At 37.7% G+C, this 22,292-nt stretch carries 16 protein-coding genes and 1 pseudogene; 3 read left to right on the forward strand and 14 right to left on the reverse strand.

Features of this window, described 5'->3' with window-relative positions:
* Window positions 1-40: 40 nt before the first annotated feature.
* The 13 genes from ftsZ to mraZ all read right to left on the reverse strand — a co-directional run bounded on the left by ftsZ (window position 41) and on the right by mraZ (window position 15,842).
* Complete coding sequence (gene ftsZ, locus FHR29_RS16350; RefSeq protein ID WP_132772143.1) at window positions 41-1,726, reverse strand: cell division protein FtsZ; 1,686 nt, start codon at window positions 1,724-1,726, stop codon at window positions 41-43.
* Window positions 1,727-1,866: 140 nt separating this feature from the next.
* Window positions 1,867-3,231, reverse strand: coding sequence for a cell division protein FtsA (ftsA, locus tag FHR29_RS16355; protein ID WP_132844597.1), 1,365 nt, complete (start codon window positions 3,229-3,231; stop codon window positions 1,867-1,869).
* Between the two features lie 24 nt (window positions 3,232-3,255).
* A complete protein-coding gene (locus FHR29_RS16360) occupies window positions 3,256-4,098 on the reverse strand; it encodes a cell division protein FtsQ/DivIB (protein WP_183915803.1) in 843 nt (280 codons plus the stop codon).
* Entirely contained in the window at window positions 4,091-5,446 is a 1,356-nt protein-coding gene (gene murC, locus FHR29_RS16365; protein ID WP_183915806.1) for a UDP-N-acetylmuramate--L-alanine ligase, read from the reverse strand. The genes FHR29_RS16360 and murC overlap by 8 nt, the downstream gene beginning before the upstream one ends.
* A gap of 5 nt (window positions 5,447-5,451) precedes the next feature.
* Window positions 5,452-6,555 (reverse strand): undecaprenyldiphospho-muramoylpentapeptide beta-N-acetylglucosaminyltransferase, encoded by a 1,104-nt coding sequence (gene murG, locus FHR29_RS16370; protein WP_183915808.1) that lies wholly within the window; start codon window positions 6,553-6,555, stop codon window positions 5,452-5,454.
* Window positions 6,556-6,567: 12 nt separating this feature from the next.
* Window positions 6,568-7,776, reverse strand: coding sequence for an FtsW/RodA/SpoVE family cell cycle protein (locus FHR29_RS16375; protein WP_021190261.1), 1,209 nt, complete (start codon window positions 7,774-7,776; stop codon window positions 6,568-6,570).
* A gap of 35 nt (window positions 7,777-7,811) precedes the next feature.
* Complete coding sequence (gene murD / locus FHR29_RS16380; RefSeq protein WP_183915810.1) at window positions 7,812-9,185, reverse strand: UDP-N-acetylmuramoyl-L-alanine--D-glutamate ligase; 1,374 nt, start codon at window positions 9,183-9,185, stop codon at window positions 7,812-7,814.
* Between the two features lie 4 nt (window positions 9,186-9,189).
* Entirely contained in the window at window positions 9,190-10,434 is a 1,245-nt protein-coding gene (gene mraY, locus FHR29_RS16385) for a phospho-N-acetylmuramoyl-pentapeptide-transferase (protein WP_021190263.1), read from the reverse strand.
* Between the two features lie 4 nt (window positions 10,435-10,438).
* Window positions 10,439-11,896: a UDP-N-acetylmuramoyl-L-alanyl-D-glutamate--2,6-diaminopimelate ligase gene (locus FHR29_RS16390; RefSeq protein ID WP_183915812.1), complete on the reverse strand. Its 1,458-nt coding sequence runs from the start codon at window positions 11,894-11,896 to the stop codon at window positions 10,439-10,441.
* 1 nt (window position 11,897) lies between these two features.
* The gene (locus FHR29_RS16395; RefSeq protein ID WP_021189602.1) at window positions 11,898-14,021 is read right to left on the reverse strand and encodes a penicillin-binding protein; all 2,124 of its coding nucleotides are present in this window, start codon (window positions 14,019-14,021) and stop codon (window positions 11,898-11,900) included.
* 9 nt (window positions 14,022-14,030) lie between these two features.
* On the reverse strand, window positions 14,031-14,441 hold the full coding sequence (locus FHR29_RS16400; protein WP_021189603.1) for an FtsL-like putative cell division protein: 411 nt from the start codon (window positions 14,439-14,441) through the stop codon (window positions 14,031-14,033).
* A gap of 20 nt (window positions 14,442-14,461) precedes the next feature.
* The gene (gene rsmH / locus FHR29_RS16405; protein WP_132844606.1) at window positions 14,462-15,376 is read right to left on the reverse strand and encodes a 16S rRNA (cytosine(1402)-N(4))-methyltransferase RsmH; all 915 of its coding nucleotides are present in this window, start codon (window positions 15,374-15,376) and stop codon (window positions 14,462-14,464) included.
* Window positions 15,369-15,842, reverse strand: coding sequence for a division/cell wall cluster transcriptional repressor MraZ (mraZ, locus tag FHR29_RS16410; RefSeq protein ID WP_031288067.1), 474 nt, complete (start codon window positions 15,840-15,842; stop codon window positions 15,369-15,371). The genes rsmH and mraZ overlap by 8 nt, the downstream gene beginning before the upstream one ends.
* A gap of 519 nt (window positions 15,843-16,361) precedes the next feature.
* Between mraZ and aspS the strand changes: the two genes are divergently transcribed.
* The 3 genes from aspS to FHR29_RS16425 all read left to right on the forward strand — a co-directional run bounded on the left by aspS (window position 16,362) and on the right by FHR29_RS16425 (window position 20,815).
* The gene (aspS, locus tag FHR29_RS16415; RefSeq protein ID WP_183915814.1) at window positions 16,362-18,116 is read left to right on the forward strand and encodes an aspartate--tRNA ligase; all 1,755 of its coding nucleotides are present in this window, start codon (window positions 16,362-16,364) and stop codon (window positions 18,114-18,116) included.
* A gap of 93 nt (window positions 18,117-18,209) precedes the next feature.
* Window positions 18,210-19,598: a LutB/LldF family L-lactate oxidation iron-sulfur protein gene (locus FHR29_RS16420; protein ID WP_183915816.1), complete on the forward strand. Its 1,389-nt coding sequence runs from the start codon at window positions 18,210-18,212 to the stop codon at window positions 19,596-19,598.
* Between the two features lie 80 nt (window positions 19,599-19,678).
* Complete coding sequence (locus FHR29_RS16425) at window positions 19,679-20,815, forward strand: acyltransferase (protein WP_183915818.1); 1,137 nt, start codon at window positions 19,679-19,681, stop codon at window positions 20,813-20,815.
* A gap of 53 nt (window positions 20,816-20,868) precedes the next feature.
* Here FHR29_RS16425 and FHR29_RS26885 read toward each other — a convergent pair.
* Window positions 20,869-22,237 (reverse strand): annotated as a pseudogene (locus FHR29_RS26885) (IS3 family transposase).
* Window positions 22,238-22,292: the final 55 nt, after the last annotated feature.

The raw sequence follows: 22,292 nt of genomic DNA on the forward strand, positions 1-22,292 counted from the left end.
TCACACGAGATAGCTTTCATATTATTTATGCAAAATTAAACTAATCTACATTGTCATGTAAAAAAGAATTATTAGGTCTAATTTCTGTATTTCCATCTTCAAAAGACAGTGTAAATCTGGAAACCTGAGATTGTGAAGAATGCGGCGTATCATCTAATGACATTTGCTTTCTTTTGTAAGCTGGCTCATTTTCCAATTCCTGAAGACCATTTGAAGATTTTAATTTCATACTCAACTCCTTCAATCTCAAAATACGTTCTTTTGTACGTACCAATTGATCTTCAAAAGAAACTTGCTCCTCTTCCACCTGTTCTATCTCAGCTTTATTATTAACAGAAGCAGAGAAATTATTTGCCTGCTCCTCTTGCGGAGAAACAGATCCAGCAGTATAATCGTCAAATACCGTAGGCATCTGAAATTGAAATACAGAAGGAGAAGTTTTTAATTGGAAATCATTTCCTTGATTTGCTGACGAAGCCTCTTCTTCGACCACTTCTTCAAAATTTAATTCATGACGAATAATCGAATTCCCTTCAACAGCCACCTGTTGTTGAACAGCATTTTTAGGTGCAGAAAACAAATCGTTAGTCGGGATAGGAGCTGAAACGTTTTCTGGATTTGTTTGCACAGGATTAACAAGAGGTGTATTCGTCACTTCCTTCTGTACAAATTGATTAACCGGTTTAACAAAAGATGCTACTTGTTCTGCAGCCGTTAAAGGCATCGTAACTTTCGTATTTTCGCGTTCAATATCTCTTTCCTCAGAAGTCTGGAATCCTGTCGCAATAATTGTTACAGATAGTTCCTCGCCAAAGTTTTCATCAATACAATTACCCCAGATTAAATCTGCAGAAAGACCAGCTTTCTCTTGAATATAATCAGTAATAATAGCAACCTCATCCATAGTTACTTCCTTTAAACCAGAAGTAATATTCAGTAAGATATAACGGGCACCTTCAATTTCATTATCTTTTAATAGCGGAGAAGCAAGAGCTCCTTCAACTGCTTTAATAGCTCGGTCTTCACCTTCAGCAACAGCATTACCCATAATGGCAACACCACTATCATTCATCACTGTGCGCACATCTTTAAAATCGACGTTTACATAACCAGGGATAGTAATGATCTCAGCGATACCTTTTGCGGCAGTTGTTAAAATATCATCAGCTTTTGCAAAAGCTGCTGTCATGGTAAGATTCCCAAAAATCTCTCTCAAACGATCGTTAGAGATCACTAAATACGAATCTACATATTTACGCAATTCAGATAAACCTTCTTCGGCTTGCGAACGGCGACGTTTACCTTCGAAAGTAAAGGGAGTTGTAATAATCGCAACAGTCAAAATACCTAATTCCTTAGCTGCTTTTGCCAATACGGGACTAGCTCCAGTACCAGTACCACCACCCATTCCTGCAGTAATAAACAGCATTTTGGTATTAGTACCTAACATACGTTTGATATCGTCAATACTTTCGATAGCTGAATTTTCACCTACATCAGGATCTGCACCAGCACCCATACCTTCTGTCAAACTCATACCCAATTGTACTTTATTAGGTATTGGACTTAACTCCAAAGCTTGAGCATCGGTATTACACACGATGAAATCTACCCCACTAATTCCTTGTTTATACATGTGGTTAACGGCATTACCGCCACCACCACCAACCCCAATAACCTTAATTATTGATGATTGTTCTTTTAACATTTCAAACTGTATTGACATAACTTATCCCTATTTAACTCATAATGACTTCAGTACAAACTTCACCTAAACTCAATATTCGTAATGTAATAATAACATATTTTCAACAATTTTTTTCCACAAATGTTTAAAATGTGGAAAAAAACATAAAGTGTTGAAAACTATTTTTTATCCAAGAAAGTGGCATCATCAATTTCATTGCCATCCTTCATTAATTTTTTGAACCATGTTAGCAAACCATGCTCCTTCTGTTGTTGCTCGCCGACCTCTTTCACAGACTCAACATCCTTCTTCACAACTTTAGGCGCTCTTCTGGTTTCTACTTCATCCTCGTGCGCCTGAATACCCTTCATCAACAAACCTATACTGGTAGCATATAATGGACTTTTCAATTCTTCATACAAAGCCTTTGGCAAAACTTCATTTTTTGCCAAGTATTCATTAGGAAAACCGATACGACAATCAATGCCAGTGATATATTCAACAAGTTGTACCAAATGTTTCAATTGGGCACCACCTCCAGTAATAACGATTCCACCGATCAGTTTATTTTCATAACCAGAAGATTTGATCTCATAGTACACATGCTCAATAATCTCCTCCATACGTGCTTGAATAATGTATGCAAGATTTTTTACTGAAATCTCTTTAGGTTCGCGACCTTTTAATCCGGGAACACAAATTACTTCGTTTTCCTTATTTTCATCAGCTAATGCAGATCCGAATCGTGTTTTTAACAACTCAGCTTGACTTCTCAATACAGAACAACCTTGACGAATATCTTCCGTCACGATATTCCCTCCTAAAGGAATTACAGCAGTGTGACGAATGATTCCTTCATGGAAAATCGCTACGTCTGTAGTACCTCCTCCAATATCAACTAAAACAACACCAGCATTTTTTTCGTCATCATCCAATACAGCTTCAGATGATGCCAAAGGTTCAAGAATTAATTCTGAAACCTCTAAATTTGAATTATCAATACATCTTTTAATATTTCGAATATCCGTAACACGTCCCGAAATAATATGGAAATTCGCTTCAATGCGACGTCCTGCCATACCGATCGGTTCTCGAATACCCGGCTCATTATCGATCGTAAATTCCTGCGGCAACACATGGATAATTTCTTCTCCAGGAGGCAACACTAATTTATACATATCCGAAATAAGACGTTCAATATCTTTTCTTGTAACTTCATCATCGCTATCAGTCTTGGTAAAAATACCACGATGTTGAATACTTTTGATATGTTGGCCAGCAATACCAACATTCACCACTTTGATATCAACATTTGATTGATTTTCGGCTATTTCAACCGCTTCAAGAATGCTGCTCACCGTTTTTTGAATGTTCGCGACCACACCTCGGCTTACTCCTGCCGAATCTGCTTTACCAACGCCTAAAAGTTCTATTTTATTTCCGCCACTACGTCTTCCAACTGTAACGCAAATCTTGGTTGTACCAATATCGAGTCCCACAATAATTGGGTTCTCTCTTTCGATTTCTGCTGATTTTGGATTCATAATATTCTGTATTGATGCTGTATACTATAATGTGTTATTCTTTACTTTCTTCTCCGGGTTATGCAGATCATCAAATGTCCAAACACCACGTTTTTCACAAATAATTTGACCTGCATATTTTACATTCACTTTATTGTAAGCGTCAACCCCGACTTTAGGGATTATTTCTTTATAAAATGTCTGCAACAAACTAAACTTTTGGTCTAAAGAATCGGCAGTGCCGATAACAAGCTGCTGATTTCCCACCCGAGGTACCAATTCAATATCTTTATCATTGTTAACAAATACCTGTACAACTTGATTGCTCCACAGCTCATCATTTTCGATAAACTGTGTCACTCGCAATAAATCTTTTACCAGTGTAGAGCTAATCGAATCCAAAGGATTCTTATATCCCTCTTCAATATTACCTGTTGCAATCATAACATGAGGTACATATTTCAATGTAGTTGGTACCTTCAATCCATTTAAATCGATATAATATTCCCGGCCATTCTTATTAATGACACGCATAACGACTTCCCGTTGCGCGATATTAATGGCTAGAATACCATCCATATCCAAATGAACCGTTGCCTTAGATACGTAAGGCAACTTTTTCAACGTTTTTTCAATCTTTTCTAAAGGAATATCAAGTAATGGCTTACCAATTATATTGCCATAACTTTTGCTGATAAGCGCAGAGATATCTCCTTGATCAATAAAAGCTTCTTTTCCTTCAATAAAAATATTTACCTCACGACATACTTGCAGGTTATCTTTGCGATTGACCAAGGACATCACAATGATTACAGCTATCACACCTAAAAAAAAGAGTGATAAATATAATACGCGATTCCATCGTATGTTGTGTAAATATTTAAGCATGTGCTAAAATTTCCTTCAATGGTTTTACTAATTTATCAATATCACCAGCTCCAACTGTCACCAACAATTCCAGTTTTTCACGCTGAGCAATTGCCAATACTTCCTCGGCTGTAACAACAGCTTTTTCCGGTGCCGTGATTTTACTCAACAACCAAGATGAATTTACACCTTCGATAGGTAATTCACGAGCAGGATAGATTTCCATAAGTAGTACACGATCTGCCATAGAAAGCACTTCTGCAAATCCTTCTATAAAATCACGGGTTCTCGTAAAGAGATGTGGCTGAAATACAACTGTCAACTTCTTATTCGGATATAGCTTACGCATCGAGCTCAAAAATGCACGCAACTCTTCCGGATGATGTGCATAATCATCTACATAAATAGCAGACTGACTTCTTACGATATATTCAAAACGTCTTTTAACACCTCTAAAATTCGTTAGTGCAACTTTTATTTTATCATCTGCAATACCCAAAATACGGGCAACAGTTATTGCCGCTACAGCATTTTCAACATTATGCGTGCCCGGTATTCCCAAATGAATATCTTCAATCTTTACATCTCCTGAAATGTAATCAAAATAAAATTCTCCATCTTTAACATGTACATTAGAAGCATAAACATCTGCAACATCATGTCCAGAATACGAGATTTGACTTTCAAAAGGTAAACCCTTCTTAACAATACGCGTACCACCTTCAACAACTCGATCCAAATACATTTGAAAAGTCGTCAAAAGTTGGCTTGCATCACCATAAATATCCAAATGATCAGCATCAGCTGAAGTCACAATAGCTATATTAGGATGTAAGGTTAAGAATGAGCGATCATATTCATCCGCTTCTACGACGACCACATCATTATTACCATACAAAACATTTGTATCGTAATTGGAACTGATACCGCCTAGAAAAGCAGAGCAGTCAAAACCACTATCCTTTAATATGTGGGCCACCATGGTAGAAGTTGTCGTTTTACCATGTGTACCCGCCACACCAATTGTAAAACGACTTTCACTAATGATGCCTAAAACTTCAGATCTCTTATGTAGCGTATGCCCTACTTCTTCCAGATGATGTTTAATTTTAGAGTCTTTAGGAATAGCAGGAGTAAAAATGATTAATGTTTCTTCATTAGAAATATTAAATATCGGATCTATCGTATTGACATCATCAACATACGAAATTTCAATTCCTTCGGACACTAATGTTTTAGTCAATTCCGTTTCCGTACGATCATATCCCTTCACTACGCATCCTAAGTGAGCAAAATAACGAGCAAGTCCACTCATTCCAATTCCACCTATCCCAATAAGATATACTTGTTTGATTGCGTCAATTTTCATTATTTCTACCTTTTATTTGCCAATTTTATAACTTCTTTTGCAATGACTATGTCCGCATCAAGAAGCGCTAATTTCTTTATATTTTGAGCCAAAGCTTTCGATTCAGATTCATTATCGAGCAAAGCAATAGCTGTGTCAAATAATGTTGCTTTTGCCTCATTATCCTTAACTAATATCGCCGCATGTTTATTCACCAAAGCCATCGCATTTTTTGTTTGATGATCTTCTGCGACATTGGGCGAAGGAACCAATATTACCGGCTTACCAACCACACATAGTTCTGAGATGGTTCCAGCACCTGCACGGCCAATAATCATATCAGCCGCTGCATAAGCGTAATCCATACGTTGCAAGAAAGCAAGCATATGAATACGACCAGAAAGTTTATCTTTCAATTCTTGACTTAATTGATCGAAATAGTAACTTCCACACTGCCATATCACTTGTATATCTGCATCATCAAACTTCTCTAGAGAAGCCATTACACTTTCATTCAAAGTACGTGCTCCCAGACTGCCACCCGTGACTAAAATTGTCTTTTTATCAGCATCTAATCCAAAAAAGGACAATGCTTCTTCACGCTTACCTTCAATCTCAATAGAAGCTCGGCGAATCGGATTACCCGTTAACAATAATCTCTCTGCTGGAAAAAATTGTTCCATACCTTCATAAGCAACACAAATCTTAGCTGCCTTATTTCCTAAGCGCTTATTGGTAACTCCCGCATAAGAATTTTGTTCTTGTACGAGTGTTGGTATATGCAATCGATTTGCTACCATCAATAAGGGGCCAGAAGCAAAACCACCAACACCAACAGCTACATCAGGTTTAAACTCACGGACAATTGTACGTGCTTTGTTCATGCTTTTAAACAGCTTGAACGGTAAAAATATATTTTTCCAAAACTGTTGTCTATTGATCCCTTGAATATCTAATCCCACGATTTTATAACCTGCTGCTGGAACTTTCTCCATTTCCATACGGCCGTTAGCTCCAACAAAAAGAATTTCATTTTGCGGATCCAATGCTTTTAGTGCATTAGCAATTGCTACTGCCGGAAAAATATGTCCGCCAGTACCACCACCACTTATGATCACACGTATAGCCATTCTTTATATCTTTTATACCGGAATCGTACCAACGACCACTCTTTTTTCCTTTGGTCGTTCATCCAATTCCTGTTTACCTTTTAACTCTTCAATATTTCTACTTACACTTAAGATAATTCCTAATGCAATACTGGTAAATAGAATTGATGTTCCTCCCATACTCACTAAGGGAAGCGGAACACCGGTCACCGGACCCAAACCTACTGCTACTGCCATATTCGCAAATGCTTGAATAGTCAAACTAAAGCCTAGCCCTGCGGCCAAAAAAGCACCAAATGCTTTAGGGCTTAATGTCACAATACGAATACATCTATACATCAAAGCGAGATATAGAAAAATTAAGACGACACCGCCTATTGTTCCATATTCTTCAATGATGATGGCAAATATAAAATCCGAATAAGGGTGTGGCAATACATTTCTCTGAATACTATTACCTGGTCCTTTACCAAAAACACCTCCCGTCGCTATTGCAATCTTCGCATTATTAGCCTGATAGTTTTTATCATCCTGAAATGAAACAGGCATACCTTCCTGTTTATCTTTTTCAACCCCGATAAAAGACTTGACACGACTATAATACGTTGCTCGTCTTGGACCGATCGAAACAACAATTATTCCGAGCAATACCACGCCGGCAGATACAATAGCAATCTGCTTAAAACTAATACGTCCAATTAAGAGCAGTAATACACATACCCCAAACAGCATAATTGCTGTAGACATATTCGCCCAAGCAATTAAAACAAAGACACCACAAACAGCACCCATGATCGGAATAAATGATTTCTTGACATCTTTTATCTCCTCTTGCTTCCTAGACAACATACGAGCTAAGAACGTAATCAATGCCAACTTTGCCAAATCGGAAGTTTGAAACGTCTGATTAATCACAGGGATCGTAACCCAACGACTTGCATCATTCACCTTACTTCCAAAAATCAATGTATATAAAAGCAATGGAACCGTTATCGCCATCAACAATTTGGAAATACCTGCATAATAACGGTAATCCAGTTTATGCGATAAATACATCAACACAAAACCAACAGCAATCAAAGAGAAGTGCTTGAACAGATATAATTCTGTTCCCTTACCTTCTTTATATGCCAACGTTCCTACAGAACTGTAGACCGCTAACAAAGACCAGCCCGAAAGCAGGATTACAATAATCCATATCCAACGGTCGCCCTTTAATTTAGAAAGTAGATGCTCTACCATATTTAATTACTTTAGATTTATAAAACCTATATCCACTACAACTCCATCACTGCGGCTTTAAATTTATCACCGCGATCTTCGTAATTTTTAAACCAGTCAAAACTTGCACACGCTGGCGACAACAATACCGTATCTCCTTTTTGAGCCAAATGAGATGCTAATTGCACCGCATCTTTCATAGAAGAACTGTTTACGATCAATTCCGTATCATCTTCAAATGCGGCGTGAATAGCCGTATTATCTTTGCCGATACAAACAATAGCACGTACTTTATTTTTAACTAAATCGCGCAACATTTCATAATCATTACCCTTATCCACGCCACCTAACATCAAAACGATAGGTGTGGATACACTTTCCAAAGCATACCAAACCGAGTTAACATTGGTTGCTTTTGAATCATTAATATAATTAACGCCACCTATACAAGCTACTTGCTCCAAACGATGTGCAATATTAACATATGAGCTCATACTTTCCTTCATAGCTTGATTTCTCAACTCTTGAACCTTAGCAATAAGGCCAGAAGCCATATTGTTGTACACATTGTGTTTCCCTGTCAAAGACAACTCTTCCGTTCTCATAGTAAATGTATCGCTATTAGGTATGTTAATTATAATATCTTTAATTGAAGTCAAATATGCTCCAAATTCTACTTTTTGTTCCTGTGTAAAAGGCAAATGCATTGCTGCAGTATGATGTCTTTTTAAACCTGCTGCTGTTTGTGGATCATCCAGACAATAAATGAAGTAATCGTCTTTTGTCTGATTTTGAATCATTCGAAACTTAGAATCCACGTAATTCTCCACCTTATAATCATAACGATCCAGATGATCAGCGGTAATATTCAAAATAACAGCGATGTCTGCTCTAAATTGGTACATATCATCCAGCATAAAGCTCGAAATTTCCAATACATAAACATCAAATTGCTCACATGCTACTTGCAGCGCAAAGCTTTTACCGATATTTCCAGCTAATCCTACATGTTTACCTGCATGCTTCAGCATCTCATAGGTCAACATGGTAGTGGTCGATTTCCCATTTGATCCCGTAATACAGATCAATTTAGCGTCGGTATATTGTGCAGCAAATTCTATTTCTGCAATAACAGGAATATGTTTAGCTTTCAACGCAATGACTAAAGGAGCATGTTCCGGAATACCGGGACTTTTCACAACAAGATCCGCCAATAAAATACGTTCCTCGGTATGAGTGCCCTCCTCATAAGCAATCTGCTCTTCATCCAGCTGCACTTTATAGTGCGATGCAATCATTCCCATATCAGAAACAAAAACATCAAAACCTTTCTGTTTTGCCAGTATAGCAGTACCTACACCACTCTCACCTGCTCCAAGAACGATTAGTTTTCCCGACTGTGGATAATATGTTGATGAAATGTTCGCCATACTGTTATCTAATTTTTAATGTTACGATGGTCAAAATGGCCAAAATAATTCCAACAATCACAAACCGGGTTACAATCTTAGCTTCATGATAACCTTTCTTTTGAAAATGATGATGCAAAGGAGACATTAAGAAAATACGTCTTCCTTCACCATATTTTTTCTTTGTGTATTTAAAATAAGAAACCTGCAAAATAACAGAAACCAGTTCCAATAAGAAAACACCGCACAATATCGGGATCAGCAGTTCTTTACGGATCAAAATTGCAAAAGCGGCAATAATACCACCAATAGCCAAACTTCCCGTATCTCCCATAAATACTTGAGCAGGATAAGTATTGTACCATAAAAAGCCAACGCATGCCCCAACAAAAGCACCTGCAAAAATCACAAGCTCTCCCGAATTAGGAATATACATGATATTCAGGTAGTCTGAAAAAATAACGTTACCGGATACATAAGCTAAAATGGCTAGTGTAACACCAATAATTGCAGAAGTACCCGTTGCTAAACCATCAATACCATCTGTTATATTTGCACCATTAGATACCGCTGTCACAATAAATACAACAACGACCAAGAATACAATAAACGTTAAAACATTACTATTAAGTCCAAATACCTTAAACACTTTAGCATAGTCAAATTCGTTATTCTTATAAAAAGGAATATTTGTTTTCGATGATTTCACATTCTCTGCATAAGTCTTCTCACCGGTACTCTGATTGATCACAACCTCAACAGGTTTAGTCGAAGTAGGTGACGCAACATTTTGACGTACGACAATTTCTGGATGAAAATACATTGTACATGCAATGAAAATACCTAAACCAGTTTGACCGATTACCTTAAAACGGCCAGCGAGACCTTCCTTATTATGGCGAAATACTTTAATATAATCATCCAAAAATCCTACAGCTCCCATCCAAAGTGTAGAAACGATCATAATGATGACATAAATATTCGTCAGCTTCGCAAACAATAAAGTCGGAATTAGAATACCTGCGATAATAATCAAACCACCCATAGTTGGTGTACCTTGTTTCTTTTTCTCCCCCTCTAATCCTAAATCACGGATGGTCTCTCCCACTTGCTTATTCTGAAGTACCTGAATCAGTTTTCCTCCAAACACAGTCGTGATGATCAATGATGCAATCACCGCCATCGATGTTCTGAAAGAAATATACTGAAACAGTCCAGCTCCTGGAATGTGCACGTATTCGTTTAACCATGTGAATAAATGGTACAACATATTCTTATTCTTCGTTAAATGTTAATTCTAAAATTTCTTTATCATCAAAATGATGGCGTACACCATTCACCTCTTGATACTTTTCATGTCCTTTTCCAGCTACCACAATAATATCACCTGGCTTAGCCAATTGATATGCTACTCGGATAGCCTCTTTACGATCGGCAATAGACAAAACTTTACTCTTTTGCTCAGGAGCAACCCCCGCTTCCATCTCTTTGATAATAACAAGCGGATCTTCCGTTCTCGGGTTATCTGATGTTATAATCAGGCGATCACTATAACGTAATGCCGACTGTGACATCTCGGGTCTTTTTGTTTTATCACGATCACCACCACATCCCAGTACCGTAATAATCTGCTGACTCTCATTGCGTAATTTTTCAATGGTCTGCAATACATTCTCAACAGCATCAGGCGTATGTGCATAATCAACAATTCCAAAGACACCATTCGGTGCTTTCATGGTTTCAAAGCGTCCTTCTGCACCAGTCAAGACACTCATTGCAGTCAATACACGAACAGTTTCTTGCTCCAGCAGAATAGCAGCTCCATAAACTGCCAGTAAATTATAAGCATTAAAGCCTCCAACCAATTTCACCCAAACATCATGACCATCGATGTTCATCAACATACCATCGAAATGACTTTCCACAATTCTAGCGCTAAAATCAGCACCAGAATGCAAACCATATGTCTTTTTATAAGCAAATGTGTTTTGCAACATCACCTGTCCATTACGATCATCTTCATTCGTCAGTGCAAAAGCTGCTGTATCTAAATCATCAAAAAACTTTTTCTTTGCCTTAATGTAACTACTGAAAGTTTTATGAAAATCCAGATGATCATGCGTAATGTTCGTAAAAATAGCGCCTGTAAATTTCAAACCTGCAATCCGTTGTTGCACTACTGCATGCGAACTTACCTCCATAAAACAGTAATCACATCCCTCTTCAACCATTTCACTCAATAAGTGATTTAATTGAATAGGATCAGGAGTTGTATGTGTTGCAGGTATAATACGATCACCGATCTGATTCTGTACAGTTGACAAAAGCCCAACATGATAACCCAGTTCTGAAAACAGCTGAAACAACAACGTCGCAACAGTTGTTTTACCATTCGTTCCCGTCACGCCAACCAATTTCAATTTCTTTGACGGATTATCATAAAAGTTAGATGCAACAATACCCAAAGCTAATGCTGAATCAGCTACAACAATATAAACAACAGAATCCAACGTCTCTGTCGGCAACTCTTCTACGATCACTGCTCTTGCTCCAAATGCAATTGCTTTTTCAATAAATAAATGCCCATCAGTATGTACACCTCTAACGGCAATAAACAAACTTCCGAACACGACCTGACGCGAATCAAAGCAAAGCGATACTACCTCAACATCTAGTTGACCGACTACCTCCTGTACAGGAATAGCATGTAATATTGATTTTAAATTCTTCATTCTACTTCAGTTCTATTGTTACACCTGTACCAATTGGTAATTTCTGACTTGCAATCAAAGATTGCTTAATCACTTTTCCTTTTCCAATCACGCTTGTTTTAAATCCAGAATTCTCCAGAGCAAACAAAGCATCAATCAACCCCATTCCCATAACATTTGGCACTACACCCTCTTTTATTTGATACTCCACAAAAGGAACTCCAAGCGTTGAACTTGTTGAATCATTCTGTGCAATTGAATTCCAATTCACAATTTTTAAACCTAACTGCTCGTACACCTTCTGAGTCGCTTCGCGCGATCCCTTCAATGTTAAAGCCTTCGTATTCAAGGCCGACGTATTTAGTTTTTTTCTATTAAAAGCACTGTGCATATCCAAATCATTTGCATACACCATATCAGCTAGCTCTTTAAAAACCGGTCCCGCTGTTGACGCACCATAATATCCGTTTCTCGGATTTCGAATCACCACGATGATCGAATACTTTGGATCTTCAGCAGGAAAATATCCTGCAAAAGAAGATTGATATTTACGATTACGATATCCCATCGCACCGTCTGCCATTTGAGCCGTTCCTGTTTTACCACCGGAGCTATACAATGGGTTTCTCAAGGTTTTCCCTGTTCCATCTTTCATCGTTCCTTCCAGCATTCCCCTGATTTGTCCCAAGGCTTTATCAGAAGCAATCTTTTCATTAATAACCCTTGCTTCAAATTTTTCAACCGTATTACCTAGGTGTCTGATTTCTTTTACAAAAAGCGGAGAAATCATTCTTCCATTATTCGCTACGGCATTATACAATGTCAACATCTGTAATGGTGTCACTTTTAACTCGTAGCCATAAGCCATTTGTACAAGTGACAGACCACTCCAACTCTTACTTTTTGGAGTTTTTATCAAGGGAGCTCCTTCTCCCGTTATTTGTAATTTTAATTTCTGATCTAATCCAAAAGAATGCAGCTTAGCTGAAAATTTCCCTGGATTATCTTTATAATGCTCATAAATCAATTTCGTAATACCTACGTTTGACGATTGTTCAAAAGCTTCCTGCGCACTCATTATTGATTTTTTAGGCGCATGTGAATCTTTAATCGTGTGACGGTAGATCGGCCAGTTTCCGTTTCCAACATTCACATGAGTACTCGAATCGATCAACCCATCATCAATAGCAGCCAGATAAGATGCTAGTTTAAATGTAGATCCTGGTTCAGCACTCTGTGCAATCGCAATATTCATTTTTTCACGGTAGACACCATCTTTGTCTTTCGTAAAATTTGCAACAGCGCGAACTTCCCCCGTTTTAACCTCCATCATCACAACACAACCTTCATCAGCATTACTTGCTATCATCTGCTTCTCCAAGGCCCTTTGTGCCATATCCTGCATATTGATATCAATGGTTGAGATAATATCAGCCCCATCTACAGGAGCCACTTCAATATCACGGTTAACTGGAATCCACACACCACCTGCAATTCTTTGCATCAGGCGTTTTCCACTTTTTCCGTCAATATATTCACCATAGGCTCCTTCAAGTCCAACATGAATATTTTCTTTGACATTTTTATAACCAATTGTCCGCGCAGCCAAATTAACAAACGGAAGAATACGCTTATTCTGACGCTCTGTAATCAAACCACCAGGATAACGTTCTTTACCAACACGAACAGCTTTAAGCAACGGAAAATTCCTAATAACTTTCAGGTCTTGATGCGAAACAGCTCGCTTAATCAAGACATAACGTTGCTTTTTATTTCTTGCCTGTTTTAATAATGTCAAATACTGTCTAGAAGATTTATCCTTAAAAAATCCCGACAGTTTAATCGCCAAAGAATCAACTTTCAGATTGAAATAATCGTTTTCCTCTTCCGGAATAGCCATAGCATCAAAGCGCAATTCGTATTCAGGTACAGATGTCGCCAATAAGCTTCCATCATTAGAGTAGATATTTCCACGAGCAGCCTCTACCTCACGCTCCTGAATGGATAAACTATCTGACAACTCCCGCCATTTATCACCGTCAATATACTGTAAATGAAAAAGCTTCGTAAACACAGCAATCGCCACAAGGACGATTAAACCGAATGCGATATAAACACGAAATAGAATGGTAGTTCTGATATTCATAAACGTCTCCTACTTCTTTTTTTCTTTTACAATTTCAATCTTGATCGGTGGCTCTACCCGCTCTTTCAAACCTAAAGAATCCACACGTTTCGCAATTTCAGTTTGAGTGGACATTTTCATGAGTTCTGCTGAAAGTGATTTATGATCCCAGCTTAACTCCTTAACTTCCTTCCCCAGCTTATCGATATTACGAATCGTACGCTCCGCAAAATGCCTATTTGTAATATAAAGCAACATGAGCAGCGTTACAAACCCAATAAATGGCAGATAATTGACGATGGAATATATAGACAAATTACCAGCAGTAAGTAGCGTCCGCAGAAACTTCTGGGTTTCCTCGGCTTTTTCCTCAACTGCTTCCTGTAGTTCCTCTTGAAGCTCCTCGCTTAATCCCTGCTGTTTTATTGTATTCTTGCCCATCTCGACACTTTATTAAAGCATTAAGCTATCTCCAACTTTTCAGCAATACGCAGTTTCGCACTACGCGATCTATTATTTTCAACCAGTTCTGTATCATTAGCCGTAATTGCTTTACGACTGATAACATGAAATGGTTTTATTTCATTCCCAAAAAAGTCCTTCTCTACATCACCTCTAAACTTGCCCTTAGCCATAAAATTCTTAACCAAGCGATCTTCTAAAGAATGATAAGACATGACCACAAGACGTCCTTCTGATTTTAAAACATCGACCGTCTGTAATAAAAACTCCTGCAGAGCTTCTAACTCCTTATTAACTTCAATACGCAAAGCCTGAAAAACCTGCGCATGATATTTATGCTCTTTGCCTCTAGGCACTAACTTCTTGATCGCTTCCTTTAATTCCGCAACCGTATTAATAGGAGCAGTCAAACGAGCTGTCACGATTGTCTTTGCCAATGTTTTTGCATTAACGATCTCCCCGTACATTCCAAAAATACGATGAAGATCTTCCTCAGCGTAAGTCGCTAATACCGTACGAGCGTCAACATCAGAAATCTGATCCATACGCATATCCAGATCTGCATCAAAACGAATAGAGAAGCCACGGTCAGCGGCATCAAACTGATGAGACGAAACTCCCAAATCAGCTAAAATACCATCCACCTGCTTCACCCCGTTCAAACGAAGATTGTTTTTTAAGAAACGAAAATTTTGATGGATCAAGGTAAATCTAGCATCATCAATTACATTATTTAATGCATCCGGATCCTGATCAAAAGCAAATAACCTGCCCTCAGGTCCCAAGTGTTTCAAAATTTCTCTTGAGTGCCCTCCGCCACCAAAAGTAACATCTACATAAATACCATTTGGCTTAATCGCCAAAGCATCCATGCACTCTTTTAACATTACTGGTACGTGATAAACATTATCCATTCGCTAATCCTCCTAAATCAAAACCTCCCATAACCTGCTCGGCCAAAGCTGAAAAATCCTCTCCAAGATCTCCATTCATAAACTCTTCATATCCGTCTTTGGACCAAACTTCAATTTTATTAACCTGGCAAGCCAAAACAACTTCACCTGTGATACCTGAATAATCTAGCAAACCCTTTGGCAACAAAACACGACCAGCAGCATCCAAACTTAGCTCTGTTGCACCACGTGTAAAATTTCGGATAAACATCCTATTTTTTTCAACGTACTGATTCAACTGAGCTAACCGAGCTGTAATCGCATTCCACTCCTCGCGCGTATAGATCACCAAATGTTTTTCAAATCCACGATTGATCACAAGTCCCTCACGCTCAACATCAGGCAATTGCCTTTTGAGCGCAGCGGGCAACACCATTCTTCCTTTGGTGTCCAACTTGCATTCATATTCGCCAATTAAAAAACTCATTTTGTACACATTGGTTTCAAATTCAATGTAAAAGTATACACTTTCACCCACTTTTACCCACTTTTACCCACAAAAAAGTTTTCCACATAGCCCGACCGCTACATTTAATTGAAAATTACTTGAGGAAAAAGCAGCCAAAAAGCTAAATATCAGCGCATAAATACAGTTTTTATACCGTTTTAAAAAACGGTATAACACGAAAAAAAAGACCTCAAAAATCACTTTTATTTTCGTCAAACTGGACTGAAACTACGTCAAAAAACATATTTTTTACAAAAAATGACTCAAAAATGGGAGAATGTGGGATAACAAAACAGTTAAATAAAAACATTAAAATTCATCCTTAAAATACAACGAGTAGTTTCAAAATTCACCAATTCTAAGAATGAAAAATTTAATTTTCCATGGAAATAATATCAGCTTGCAAAAGTGTAATGGAGTTTCTTTCAAAAAACAAAATTGCCATTCGTTATTCTCCCTAAAAACAGATAATTTTGTGGTAAAATTAAAATTTAGCGTATGCATAGAACAAACACGTGCGGAGAATTAACAATAGCTGACTTAGGTAAAACAGTAACACTTAGCGGTTGGGTTCAAAAATCTCGCGATTTAGGCGGAATGACTTTCATAGATGTAAGAGATCGCTATGGCATTACACAATTAACTTTTAATTCGGATGACGACGATTCTTTACGCGCTAGCGCACGTGAACTAGGCCGTGAATATGTGATTAAAGTAACTGGAACAGTTATCGAACGTTCGAGTAAAAATCTAAAAATTCCAACTGGAGAAATTGAGATTAAAGTTTCTTCTTTAGAAATATTAAATTCGGCAAAAACACCACCATTTACCATCGAGGATGAAACCGACGGCGGAGAAGATATCAGAATGAAATTCAGATACTTAGATCTACGTCGTAACCCAGTTCGTGAAAACTTAATTTTACGTCACAAAACAGCTCAGGAAGTTCGTCGTTTTCTTGACGAGCAAAACTTTTTAGAAGTTGAAACCCCTGTATTGATCAAATCAACACCGGAAGGTGCTCGTGATTTTGTTGTTCCTTCTCGTATGAATGCAGGAGAATTCTATGCCTTACCACAATCGCCACAAACATTCAAGCAATTATTGATGGTATCTGGTTTCGACCGTTATTTTCAAATTGTAAAATGTTTCCGCGACGAGGATCTACGTGCAGACCGTCAACCTGAATTTACACAGATTGACTGCGAAATGTCATTCGTAGAGCAAGAAGATGTTTTAAATATATTTGAAGGTTTAGCAAAGCATATTTTCAAAAAAATCAAGAATATTGATTTGGGAGAAGTACCCCGTATGACGTACGCCGATGCGATGCGTTTATACGGTTCTGATAAACCAGATATCCGATTCGGCATGCAATTCGTAGAATTAAATGAAGTTGCAAAAGACAAAGGCTTCCCTGTGTTTGATGCAGCTGAATTAGTAGTTGGTATTAACGCAGAAAATTGTGCATACTATACTCGTAAACAGCTCGATGCATTGACCGATTTTGTAAAACGTCCTCAAGTCGGTGCAACAGGTCTTGTATATTCGCGCTACAATGAAGACGGTACAGTAAAATCTTCCGTTGACAAGTTTTATACACCTGAACAATTACTAGAATTTGCAAAATTATTTAATGCTAAACCAGGTGACTTATTCCTAATCATGGCCGGTCCAAAGGATAAAGTACGTAAACAACTAAATGAACTTCGTCTTGAAGTGGCCAATCAATTGGGTCTTCGTGATAAAAACAAATTTGCACCACTTTGGGTACTTGATTTTCCGCTATTAGAGTGGGATGAAGAATCTGAACGTTACCATGCGATGCACCATCCTTTTACTTCTCCAAAACCGGAGGATATTGCATTATTGGATACTAATCCTGGTGAAGTTAGAGCAAATGCGTACGATTTTGTACTCAACGGTACTGAAGTAGGTGGTGGTTCGATTCGTATCCACGATCGTGAATTGCAATCTTTGATGTTCAAACATTTAGGGTTCACACCCGAAGAGGCACAAAAACAATTTGGTTTCTTAATGGAAGCATTTACTTACGGTGCTCCTCCACATGGTGGATTAGCATTTGGATTTGATCGTTTAGTCGCATTATTAGCCGGAATAGACTCTATCCGTGACGTCATTGCTTTCCCTAAAAACAATTCAGGAAGAGATGTGATGATCGATGCCCCTTCAACTATCCATCAGGATCAATTGAACGAATTGAGCTTAAATTTGAATTTAAAAGTTAAATAATTTGATCGCATCATGCGATAAATAATTTATAAGCGTTATCTTTAAAAGTTGGTAATTTATTACCAACTTTTTTTGTAAAATTAAAAGAATTAGATGTCAGTAAGCTCTGCAGATAAATTTTTAAAAGAAAGTGCGACAAAATCTTTCGACAGTAAACATCGCGATATTATTAACTATAATATCGACAAGTATACTATTGCTTTCGAAAAAGGGAAGAGTAAATTTGTAAATCTGGAGAACTCCCGTTTAGAAGCCAATCTAACAAAATGGAGAGCTATTGAAAATTTAGATAAATATCTACTCGAATTTGAAAGCAAATTTATAGCACGAGGAGGTAAAGTAATCTGGGCCAATAACGCAGAAGAAGCGCGTCTGGAAATCTGGAAGATCATGGAACGAAATAATGCAAAAAGTGTTATCAAATCCAAATCCATGGCTTCTGAAGAGATTGAGCTCAATCATTTTCTAGAAAATAAAGGAATAGAGGCATTAGAAAGTGATCTCGGTGAATTTATAATTCAATTATTGGATCAGAAACCTTACCACATCGTTACACCGGCGATGCATTTAAGTCTTGCAGACATAGCGCAATTATTCAACGAAAGATTTGGCACTCCGCTCGAAGCAACAGCTGAAGAATTGACCATGAAAGCACGTGAACTTTTACGTGAAAAATATAAAACTGCTGATATCGGCATTTCCGGAGCAAACTTTTTAATAGCAGACACCGGTAGTATTGCCATTACAGAAAATGAAGGAAATGCCCGTTTAACAACAGCTTTCCCAAAAATTCACATTGCTATTGTAGGTATTGAAAAAATATTACCATCGATCAATGACCTTGATTTATTCTGGCCTTTGCTTGCCACTCATGGAACAGGTCAAAATTTAACAGTTTATAACACACTACTGAGCGGTCCAAGACAAGCTTATGAATCTGATGGACCAGAAGAGATGTATGTCGTTTTATTGGATAATGGACGAACCAATCTATTAGCACAAAAAGAGCAGCGTCAGGGCCTTTATTGTATCCGATGCGGAGCATGTCTGAATGTATGCCCTATCTATCAAAATATTGGTGGACACACTTATGAAACGACTTATCAAGGTCCAATCGGTTCATTGATATCTCCACACCTTAGTGGAATGAAAGAGTTTAAACACTTAAGCTACGCTTCATCGCTTTGCGGTAAATGTACAGAAGTATGTCCGGTTGGTATCGATATTCAACGTATGCTATTGCTAAACCGTAGAGATTCCGTAGCGGAAGATCTATCACCAGCAATCGAGAAAAAAGCATGGAAAGGATTTACTTACTTAATACAAAGGAGAAAGCTGATCGATTTATTCGGTGGCAAGGTCAAGAACTTCTTTATTAGTAAATTTTTCAAAAAAACATGGGGAAATAATCGACAATTACCAAAAATCGCAGATAAATCATTTTCCAAACAGTGGAAAGAGCAACAAAAAAATAAAGATTAACAAGATTGTAGCAATTGATTTGAGATCAATTGCTATTTTTTTCCCTAGCTTAGCTCCATCAATAAAAACCTAATTTATTTATGGATTTACAAACAAAAAGAACTTACATTCCCTGGATTGATTTTTTAAGAATTTTCGCTTGCTTTTTAGTCGTACTCTGTCATAGCTGCGATGCATTTGTCGCTTCTTTTGATAATAGCTTTTCTTTTCATACAGCAGTATTCATAGGAAGTCTTGTACGACCATGCGTTCCTTTATTTGCCATGATGTCCGGTATTTTACTATTTCCGATTAAGACCGACCTCGCTACATTTTATAAAAAACGTATCGGGCGCATCATTATTCCATTATTATTTTGGTCCATTGCACTTCCGATAGCATTTGCATTATACGCCTATTTTATTCAAAAAAGTCCAAATGGGTTGATTTCAATTGAAAAATACACTGTAGAAGGAACTATTACGAAAATAATTACCTCAATTTTTAATTTCAATTACGATACAACACCCCTTTGGTACATTTACATGCTCATTGGCATTTATTTAATCATACCCATATTTGGTTCATGGTTAGATCGCGCTTCGAAAAAAGACATACAGATCTTTTTAGGGTTTTGGATTGTAACTTTAGTTTTGCCCTACATTAAAATGGCTGCTCCACTATTAGGTTACAACGGCAACTATGGCAATACGGGTATCTGGGGAGTCTGTACCTGGAATGAGTTTGGAACTTTTTATTATTTTTCCGGTTTTATCGGCTACATCATTCTCGCCTATTATTTAGTAAAATTCCCTTTAAATTGGTCTTGGAACAAAACATTATCAATCGCTATTCCGCTCTTTTTAATCGGATTTGTTATTACTTTTTCAGGTTTCCTAATTACACAAAAATATTTTCCTGCCAACTATGCTAATTTAGAAATTGTATGGTATTTCTGCTCCATAAATGTCGCGATGATGACTTTTTCGGTGTTTATTATTTTCCAAAGATTAAAAATCCGTGAATCAAAAGCACTTAAAGATTGGTCTCTTGCTACATTCGGTATATTCCTTTGTCACTTTATAATAGTACAGGGCATTTCAGACTTGTTTTTCAAAATTCCATATCTACCTACGGCTCTAAAAATAATTCTCATCGCTATTATTAGTTTTGTCTTAAGTTACCTAGTGACTAAGCTATTTGACACCAATTCTGTAACTAGAAGATTTGTTAAATAATGGAAAAGGGGCAGTCCAAACTGGACTGCCCCCAAAATATTAGACAAATTTAGTTAATTAGATTTGTAATAATGAGCTCGATATTCTGTCGGGCTCATTCCATTTAAATTTAGTTTTATCCGTTGATTATTGTAATAGGAGATATAATCTTCTATTTCGCTTTTTAACTTCTCTGTTGATTCGTATTGTTTTAGATAAAACAGTTCTGATTTTAAAATTCCGAAGAAATTTTCAATTACGGCATTATCAAGGCAATTTCCTTTTCTGGACATGCTTTGAGTGATTCCGTTTTCTTTGAGCCACTGTTGATATTTAGGCATTTGGTATTGCCAGCCCTGATCTGAATGTAAAAGCAGTTGTGATGCCCCCCTTGCTTTGGGCAGTGCCTTTTTGAGCATATCCATTACCCTTTAAAGACCGGCCTGTCAGTAATTTCATAACTTATAACTTCCTGATTGAACAGATCAATTATTGGGGAGAGATACAGCTTTTTTTCCTTGACTTTGAACTCAGTAATATCAGTGGCCCATTTTTGCAAAGGCCCCTCAGCCTGGAATTTCCTGTTGAGGATATTGGGGGCGATCTTGCCCAGTTCACCCCGGTATGACCTGTATTTCTTTATCCTGATCAGACTCTTCAAACCCATTTCCCTCATTAATCTAAGAATGGTCTTATGATTGATATCCACTCCATCCCGTTTGAGCTGCAGGGTAATGCGGCGATAGCCAAAGCGGCCCTTATGTACATGGTAAACTTTGTTGATTTGCGCTTTGACCTGTTCGTATTTATCTGCTTGTCCCTCCTTCTTGGAATGATAATAGAAAGTACTTATTGCCATTTTAACGCAACTCAGCAGGATATCAAGATCAAATTGATGCCTTAGCTCCATTATGGCTTTCGCTTGTTTTCGGCTTGAGCTAAGGCGCTGAGCTTTTTTAGCAAGGCATTTTCTGCACGTAAATACTCATTCTCCTGCAAAAGTTCCTCTTCACGCGTGAGCGCTTTATTCGTTTTTCTAACTTTTCGCTTGATCTGCGGATTTGCTTTCTTTGTCATCAGGGGTCTTCCTTTTGGCCGTGCCTCCAATCCTTCTGGACCGAACTTGTCCAGCCTTTTCTGCCATTCAATGATATGGGCATCCGAGGAAAGGTCAAAGCGTACACGGGCTTCTTTCAAAGATAAACTTTCTTCTTGGATTGCGATAAGGACAGAAAGCTTAAAAGAAGCACTAAAGTGTCTTTTCCCTTTCCTGGGAAGTAGACCCGATTCCCCCTGATACTTATATATTTTGTACCACGTCTCAAACAAAGAATACGTAATCCCGAATTCTTCTCCCAAAGACTTTGCAGAACGATAATGCTCATCCATTTGTCTAACACAGCTCAACTTAAATTCAAAACTGTGCTTGTTTTTCTTATTCATAAAAATGCCCCCAGAAAGTGTCTAACTTTTTGGGGGCACTGCAAACTCGAACAGC

Source organism: Sphingobacterium sp. JUb56 (genome assembly GCF_014191365.1).
Classification (GTDB): Bacteria; Bacteroidota; Bacteroidia; order Sphingobacteriales; family Sphingobacteriaceae; genus Sphingobacterium; species Sphingobacterium anhuiense.